This is a genomic window from Anabaena sp. UHCC 0399 (assembly GCF_034931465.1).
Classification (GTDB): Bacteria; Cyanobacteriota; Cyanobacteriia; order Cyanobacteriales; family Nostocaceae; genus Trichormus; species Trichormus minutissimus.
Window position 1 is genome coordinate 35,420 of sequence record NZ_JAYGGZ010000058.1, and the last position, 7,702, is coordinate 43,121.

At 39.8% G+C, this 7,702-nt stretch carries 6 protein-coding genes; 5 read left to right on the forward strand and 1 reads right to left on the reverse strand.

All coding sequences use genetic code 11. From position 1 onward, the window contains the following. Positions 1-69: 69 nt before the first annotated feature. Complete coding sequence (gene urtA / locus VB693_RS24420) at positions 70-1,386, reverse strand: urea ABC transporter substrate-binding protein (protein ID WP_323268529.1); 1,317 nt, start codon at positions 1,384-1,386, stop codon at positions 70-72. Between the two features lie 334 nt (positions 1,387-1,720). Here urtA and VB693_RS24425 point away from each other — a divergent pair, with 334 nt between their 5' ends. From VB693_RS24425 to VB693_RS24445, 5 genes are all read left to right on the forward strand, one after another. Next, a complete protein-coding gene (locus VB693_RS24425; protein WP_323268530.1) occupies positions 1,721-2,215 on the forward strand; it encodes a GNAT family N-acetyltransferase in 495 nt (164 codons plus the stop codon). A 239-nt stretch (positions 2,216-2,454) separates the two neighbouring features. After that, positions 2,455-3,060 (forward strand): TetR/AcrR family transcriptional regulator, encoded by a 606-nt coding sequence (locus tag VB693_RS24430; RefSeq protein ID WP_416233418.1) that lies wholly within the window; start codon positions 2,455-2,457, stop codon positions 3,058-3,060. A gap of 141 nt (positions 3,061-3,201) precedes the next feature. Further along, positions 3,202-4,377 carry a GNAT family N-acetyltransferase gene (eis, locus tag VB693_RS24435; protein WP_323268532.1) on the forward strand — a complete coding sequence of 392 codons (1,176 nt, stop codon included), beginning with the start codon at positions 3,202-3,204 and terminating at the stop codon, positions 4,375-4,377. Between the two features lie 16 nt (positions 4,378-4,393). Then, a complete protein-coding gene (locus VB693_RS24440; RefSeq protein ID WP_323268533.1) occupies positions 4,394-5,314 on the forward strand; it encodes a DMT family transporter in 921 nt (306 codons plus the stop codon). A 515-nt stretch (positions 5,315-5,829) separates the two neighbouring features. Next, positions 5,830-7,527, forward strand: coding sequence for an alpha/beta hydrolase (locus VB693_RS24445; RefSeq protein WP_323268534.1), 1,698 nt, complete (start codon positions 5,830-5,832; stop codon positions 7,525-7,527). The last annotated feature ends 175 nt before the right edge of the window (positions 7,528-7,702 follow it).

A 7,702-nucleotide genomic window follows, 5' to 3' on the forward strand; every position in this document is an offset into this window, starting at 1 on the left:
TTTTTTCACCAAAAGCTATCATACTAATTCGTAATTCATAATTAATCACGAATTACGAATTATCTTGAATTAGGCCTTTTTATATTTTCCGCCCTTCGCCGGATCTGACCAATCACAAGCAAATCCCTTAGTTTCTTTCACAAATTGATTCCAAGGAATTGGTTCAACTGGTGCAGGTGTAGCATAGACGATATCAAACAAACCATCATCTCTCACTTCACCAATCCGCACAACTTTGGATATGTGATGATTAGCATTGACTGTCACCTTTCCTTCAGGTGCATCTATAGTTTGACCATAAGCCGCCGCCCGCACTTTATCTAAATCAGTATTACCAGCTTTTTCTACTGACTGCTTCCATAAATAAACTGCGATATATGCAGCTTCCATTGGGTCATTTGTTACCCGGTCAGCACCATATTCTTTTTTAAAAGCTTCGACAAATTTCTTATTAGCAGGAGTGTCTACCGTTTGGAAGTAATTCCAAGCAGCATAGTGACCTTTCAAATACTCAACCCCAATTGCTTTAACTTCTTCTTCTGCAATACTGACAGACATAGAAGGATATTTATCTGGTGTTAATCCTGCACCCTTTAACTGTTTAAAGAAAGCTACATTGCTATCACCATTTAAGGTGTTATAAATTATCCCACCATTAGGCAAAGCTTGCTTAATTTTACTGATAATTGGTGTAACTTCCGTATTACCTAATGGTAAATAATCTTCACCAACAGTTTTTCCGCCTAAAGCTTCTAATTGGGATTTAATAACGGTGTTAGCGGTACGAGGAAAAACGTAATCTGAGCCTACTAAAAAGAATTCTTTGCCTTTATTTTTTAATAACCAATCAACAGAAGGTTCAATTTGTTGATTTGGTGCTGCACCTGTGTAAAAAATGTTTTTAGAACATTCTTGACCTTCATACTGTACGGGATACCACAGCATATGGTCTTTACTTTCAAAGACTGGCTTCACATTCTTACGGCTAGCTGAAGTCCAACAACCAAACACTACAGCTACTTTATCCTGATCAATCAACTTGGTGGCTTTTTCTCTAAAAGTATCCCAGTTAGAAGCACCATCTTCAACAATGGCTTCAATTTGCTTACCTAAGACACCACCAGCCGCGTTAATTTCTTTGATGGCTAGTTTCTCAGCATCGACAACGCTTTTTTCACTAATAGCCATTGTGCCACTGAGGGAGTGCAGAATCCCTATTTTAATAGTGTCACCACTAGCCGCAGCCACAGGAGAAGCATTGCTACTGGTGGCTGGAGTGTCCGTAGCGGTTGGGGTGTTATTGGCGCAAGCCTTCAGCAAAATGGTGCTACCAATAGTTGCAGAACTATAAATCAAAAACCTACGTCGGTTAAATTGTCTACTCATCGGTTGATTAATTTTCCCTTAATGAATTAGCTATTACAAGCCAGCAGAAAGCTTGACTTGTTTAAACTGAATATTGATTGCTGCCAAGCTCACAAGATTAACTTTTAAACTGTGATATTAGTTCGATTTTTAACCTGCGAAATGTTATATGGTATACAAAAACGGTATTTCATACAACAGAAAATTAATCTTTTTAGATGAAGATTCACAGAAGTTCATGTAATAAATGTTATACTTATAGCAAGAATTGGACAAATCAGCTTGTTGAGGTGTAGCGATCGCAAATACAATTTCTTTTAACTAACGCAGACAATTTCAATGCCATTCTAGAAAAATGAATCCCAAGGAAATATCTCTGCGGCCTGCAAAGGACACAGACGCATGGAAACTGAGTGCTATCCACATTGCTGCTATTAAAGCTCTACCGACAAATTTTTATACTCGTAAAGAACTATTGGCTTGGCGTAATTACCTTGATAAGCCGGATGGTTCTAATATCTTAAGATACCTGAAATTAGAGACTATCAGGGTGGCAATTGAAGATGAGATGATCACAGGATTCGCTAGTTTTATTTTGAATGAACTAATTAGTTTATACGTCCATCCTTATTATCAAGGGCAAGGATTTGGCCGGGCTTTAGTAGAACATTTTTGCGCCGAAGCAACTCAACAAGGTTTTGATAGCGTCATCACAACTGCTAGTCTTTACGCTGAAGGTTTTTATTTGCGTTTAGGATTTATTCCTATTCAAAGAGTACCTCATCACTTAGGACGAGGGTTAGTAGTTCCTGTCACTGAGATGTGTAAAGAGTTGGGAGAGTTCTGTTAGGGTAGCGGGGCGTTGAGCAGCGTAATATCCTTCTTACTTAAAATCTAACAGTATTAAATTATACTATTTAATGTTGCTTTGTGTTTCGCATTACAATTGAGGTTAATATTCTTCCGATAAATTAAATTTTGATTTTCATTTAAAAAACATTAATCCATCATATTTGAGCCAATTTATCTCAATTACAAACTATTTTTCAATGAAATTTAACAATGCCAGCAATTACTGAAAATCAAATAATGATTAAAACTGTCCGTTCTTCTGCTCTAACTCGTACACGTTTGATAGAGGCTGCTTCACAGGTATTTGCTGGCTTGGGTGTTCAAGGAGCAACTACCCGTGAAATAGCTCGTGTAGCGGGTGTGAATGAAGTAACGTTATTTCGCCATTTTTCTAGCAAAGAGCAACTGTTAAAAGCAGTAATTGAAAATGCCCTAGCACTGCAAACCGAAGCCCTCGCTAACCCAGAAGCATGGACACAGGATTTAAGCACTGACTTAAAAAATTATGCTCAGTTGTATAACACCATGCTGGAGGCGCAAGAAGACTTAATTCGTACCTTTATCGGCGAAGCCAAGCGACATCCAGAAGCCGCCAAGCAAGTTATAGAAGAAGCAGCCAAGCCTTTGGGCGAAAAACTGGTAGCTTACTTGCAATCATGTCAAAAACGTGGAACTGTTCGACCTGACATTAATCTATTAGCCGCCGTTGAAATGTTTAGGGGAATGCTATTAGCTGGAATGCTGTGTCGTGATGTTAAACTCCAGCCCCATAGATACAGCAGTGAGCAATATATTGAAACCTGTGTAGATGTTTTTGTAAGGGGGTTATCAATTAAAAATTAAAAATTAAAAATTAAAAATTAAAAATTAAAAAATTGCTGATTTTCCACTCGCTACCCCCATTGAGTGATTCTATTGGGTGAAGAATACAGAACATACTCTTTGTAGTATGATTGTCAGTCTGTGCTACTAAGGGTAGAGGCAATGACACCTCAATTTAAATACACCAAAGCCCAGCAAGAGGATATTCGGCAATTAGGACATATCCTCGAACAGTGTTTTATTATGTCGGCTGGTGACAGTGAAATTTATGCCAACCTTGTTGGTTTAGATAATTTTCGTGTTATCTATCGAGATCAAAAAGTTGCTGGTGGCTTGGTAATTTACTCGATGGGTCAATGGTGGGGTGGTGGGCGTGTACCGATGGCGGGACTGGCGGCGGTGGGTATTGCTCCAGAATACCGTGGGGATGGAGCTGCGATCGCCTTGCTCCAAAATGCTCTCCAGGAAATCCACGCCCAGGATATACCAATTTCGGTTCTCTATCCAGCTACACAACGCCTATACCGCAAAGCCGGCTATGAACAAGCTGGAAGTTACTGCACTTGGGAAATTTCTACACAAAGTATTCAGATACGGGAACAGTCTTTACCAGTGCAACCTGTAGACCCGAAAGATGACGATCTATTTCACAGTCTACATCAGCAACAGGGAAAACTTACTCACGGATATTTAGATCGACATCCCGCAATTTGGCAAGGATTAATTCACACAGAAGCTCAAGAAACTCTCTATACTTACTTGATTGGTGACAAAGACCAACCCCAAGGTTACATCATCTTCACTCAAGAACGTACCAAAGACGCTTCTATTGTGCGAGTTAAAGATTGGGTGATGCTTTCCCCTGATGCAGCACGCACTTTCTGGTCATTTCTGGCCAATCATCGTTCCCAAATTGACAAAGTACGCTGGAAGAGTTCCATTACTGATGCTCTGACATTACTTTTACCAGAGCAAACTGCTAAAATTTGCCAGAGCGATCGCTGGATGCTAAGAATAGTTGATGTGTGCAAAGCCTTGTCCGCCCGTGGTTATCCGCCAGGAGTGGAAGCAGAATTACATTTAGACATACAAGATAACTTGTTAACCAGCAACCAAGGTAAATTTATTCTATCTGTTGCCAATGGTCGAGGTGAAGTCACCAAAGGCGGTAAAGGTGAGTTTAAGCTAAATATTCAAGGATTAGCACCCCTATACTCCAGCTTATTTACACCCCATCAGTTGCAGCTAGCCGGAAAACTAGATGCAACAGCCACAGCACTCACCACCGCTACGCAAATATTTGCCGGTGTCTCTCCCTGGATGATGGATTTCTTTTAATTACGAATTATTATTTATGCACTATAGTTCTGGTCGCTGGCGTTTGGGGCTGGCGTTATCTTTGTTGACTGTTTGCTTGTGGGGCGTTCTACCGATCGCACTCAAGGTAGTATTGCAAACTTTGGACGTTTACACCGTGATTTGGTTTCGCTTTTTGGTGTCCTTTGTTTTGCTGGCTACATATTTAGGGATACGCGGTCAATTACCGCAGTTAGGAAAATTGAGTGCTAATGGTTGGAAATTGTTAGCGATCGCTACTCTGATGTTAGCGGCTAATTACTTTTTGTTTATGCAGGGTTTAGCGTTAACGTCTCCCGCTAACGCTGAGGTGATTATTCAATTAGCTACCCTGTTGTTGGGCTTTGGTGGTTTAGTCGTCTTTCAAGAACGCTATAATTTGCGGCAATGGTTGGGTGTAAGTGTCTTAACTTTAGGTTATGTTCTATTTTTTCGCGCCCAATTCACTAATTTAATTACTTCCTCTAGTACATACATTTTCGGTAGTGGTTTAGTGGTGTTAGGTGCAGTCGTATGGGCAGTCTATGCTTTGGCTCAAAAGCAATTATTACAATCTCTATCTTCTGCCCATATTATGTTAATGATTTATGGCGGGTGTGCTTTATTATTCACTCCCCTAGCTAAGATAGATACAATTATTACACTCAGCAATTTTCATTTAGTAATTTTACTTTTTTGTGGTCTAAATACGCTCATCGCCTATGGTGCTTTTGCGGAATCTTTGGAACATTGGGAAGCCTCCCGTGTCAGTGCTGTATTAGCTTTAGCTCCTATTGTCACTTTAATAGCAGTAGAATTTACATCACTAATTGCACCTAATTTAATCCCTCCAGAACGGCTGACAATTTTAGGTGTATTTGGGGCATTTTTAGTAGTAGGTGGTTCAATTGCGATCGCGCTGAAGAAAAATAGGGGATAGGGGATAGGGGACAGGGGACAGGATAGAAATATCTGTTTCTTTTATTCTTCGTGGGGGACTTCTGTCGGTGGGATGCTCTCAAGGAAATTTAATGTTTAAAGCTACATTAAAATTACTGAGGCAGTGATTTTTAACATTTGTTATGATTATTAGCGTTAGTGTCAAGCATCAGTTTAAGTCTCTTCAAGGGTGAATCTTTTTCTACCTGTGTATCTTCTGAAAAACCACATTTTCATCACGTAATCACCACAAAAAATCATTGAAATTCTGAATTATCAGAATAAGTTTATACAACACAAGCCAATAAATCCAACTCAAATTTAAGGTTTTACGAATTACGTAAAGCCTGCGGCGTAGCTACGCTTAGAGCGTAGCGGGGGGGAGCATCGTTACGAATTACGAATTACGAATTACGAATTACGAATTACGAATTACGAATTACGAATTCTTCCAATCAACTGGGGTGTCAGCACTACTACCAACAATCAGCATTACACCACCAAAACAGTTGAGCAATGAATAGTTTATTGAATAAATGGACTAGCAGCGTGAGCAAACATTCGCTCTTGCTAGTTCTGTCAATACTACTCCCAACATCGGGAGTAAATCATCATGCCATAGCAGCCGAAAGAGTCTATACTTCTTATTCAGGTCTAGAGTTATCTATTTCTGTCGCTACTTTAGAAGTATATGCCAAAACAGGTTTCGTCAATGAAGAATTAGCTATATATCAGCAATATTTACCACCGAAACAGTTTCAAGAATTGCGGCAAATGTTACATACTCCGGTGAAAGTTAGTTCGGTAGTATTGTCGCAATTTTTGTACACGCCCCAAGGAGAATTTTTACTGCGACGGTTGGGGGAGGTAATTCAAAGTAAAACCATAGAAACAGAACCGGAATTAAATGCTTTACGTTCAGCGTTAGTGTTAGCAGCTAGTGAACCAGAAGGGTTAACTTTATTAAATTTATTACGCAAATATCCTACTAACGGTATCTACATTAATTTAGCCCAAAGTCTAACGATCGCTGGGGAATTACAGAAAATCGTTAATAAAACTCACCAAGCGATCGCAGTAGTTACCAAAAAATCTAATCTAGAAGCCTCTAGCATCCACAATACCAAAGGTTTGTCTCAACTACCAGATTTAGCAAATCACGGCAAAATTCCAGCGCAAAAATATACACTCAAGTTTTTTGACTCTGCACGTCATCGCTTATTGTTAACAGATGTTTATCTCCCCCGGATTAAAAAGACTGCGCCTGTAATTGTCATTTCTCATGGTTTGGGTTCAGACAGCAGTAACTTTCAATATTTGGCTACACACCTAGCCTCTCACGGGTTTGCTGTAGTTGTTCCCAATCATCCCAGTAGCGATGCGAAACAAGTGCGGGGTGTAAGTCAACAAGCAAATGAAGTCATATCACCAGAGGAATTTCAAGACCGACCTTTAGATGTAAAATATGTTTTGAATCAACTGGAAATTAGTAACCAGTCTGATGGTGAGTTTAAAGGTAAGCTAAATCTGCAAGAAGTGGGTGTTTTTGGGCAATCTTTAGGAGGCTACACAGCCTTAGCCTTAGCTGGCGGTAAGATTAACTTTGGGCAATTGCAACAAGACTGCAAACCAGAGAAACTGAATAAAACCTGGAATATGTCTGTTTTATTTCAGTGTCGCGCCTTGGGAATAAAAAATAAATCCCTGCTAGATAGCTTACAAGATAAACGAGTCAAAGCTGCGATCGCAGTTAACCCCATCACCAGTTCTATTTTTGGCAAGTCTGGGATTAATCAGATTAAAGTCCCTGTCATGCTGATTGGTAGCAGTGAAGATACTATTGCACCAGCTTTGTATGAGCAAATATTACCCTTTTCTTGGTTAGCTAGTTCCCAAAAATATCTTGCCATGCTTGTGGGTGGAACTCATTTCACCACCATTGGAAATAGTCATCCCAGCAGTAAGCAAGTACCCTTATCTCCAGATTTAGTCGGGGATGCAGTACAAGCACATCGCTACATGAATATTTTGAGTTTACCTTTCTTCCAAACCTATGTAGCTAATAATGCAGAATACGCACCCTATCTGAGTGCAGCTTATGCTAAAACCATTTCTAGCCATTCTCTGGGTTTGAGTATCGTTAAGTCTCTCACCTCTACAGAATTAGCACAAGGTTTAGGTGCTGAACCTAATACCATTTCCCCACAATACTAATGTTCCATAATGTTCGTAGTAAGGGCTGAAGCCCTTATTTTTAAAATTGAAAAGGACTAAAGTCCTTACTACAAACAATTACGAATTATGAGCCTGACTTTTCACGTTATGTGGAAAAGCTAACGCGAAACCTAACCCCCTAACCCCCTTCCCTACTAGGGAAGGGGGAAAAGTT

Excerpts from the sequence above, each read along its gene's own strand:
- VB693_RS24430 (WP_416233418.1), top strand. The coding sequence starts at position 2,455 with ATGATTAAAACTGTCCGTTCTTCTGCTCTAACTCGTACACGTTTGATA.
- eis (WP_323268532.1), top strand. The coding sequence starts at position 3,202 with ATGACACCTCAATTTAAATACACCAAAGCCCAGCAAGAGGATATTCGG.
- urtA (WP_323268529.1), bottom strand. The coding sequence starts at position 1,386 with ATGAGTAGACAATTTAACCGACGTAGGTTTTTGATTTATAGTTCTGCA.
- VB693_RS24445 (WP_323268534.1), top strand. The coding sequence starts at position 5,830 with ATGAATAGTTTATTGAATAAATGGACTAGCAGCGTGAGCAAACATTCG.
- VB693_RS24425 (WP_323268530.1), top strand. The coding sequence starts at position 1,721 with ATGAATCCCAAGGAAATATCTCTGCGGCCTGCAAAGGACACAGACGCA.
- VB693_RS24440 (WP_323268533.1), top strand. The coding sequence starts at position 4,394 with ATGCACTATAGTTCTGGTCGCTGGCGTTTGGGGCTGGCGTTATCTTTG.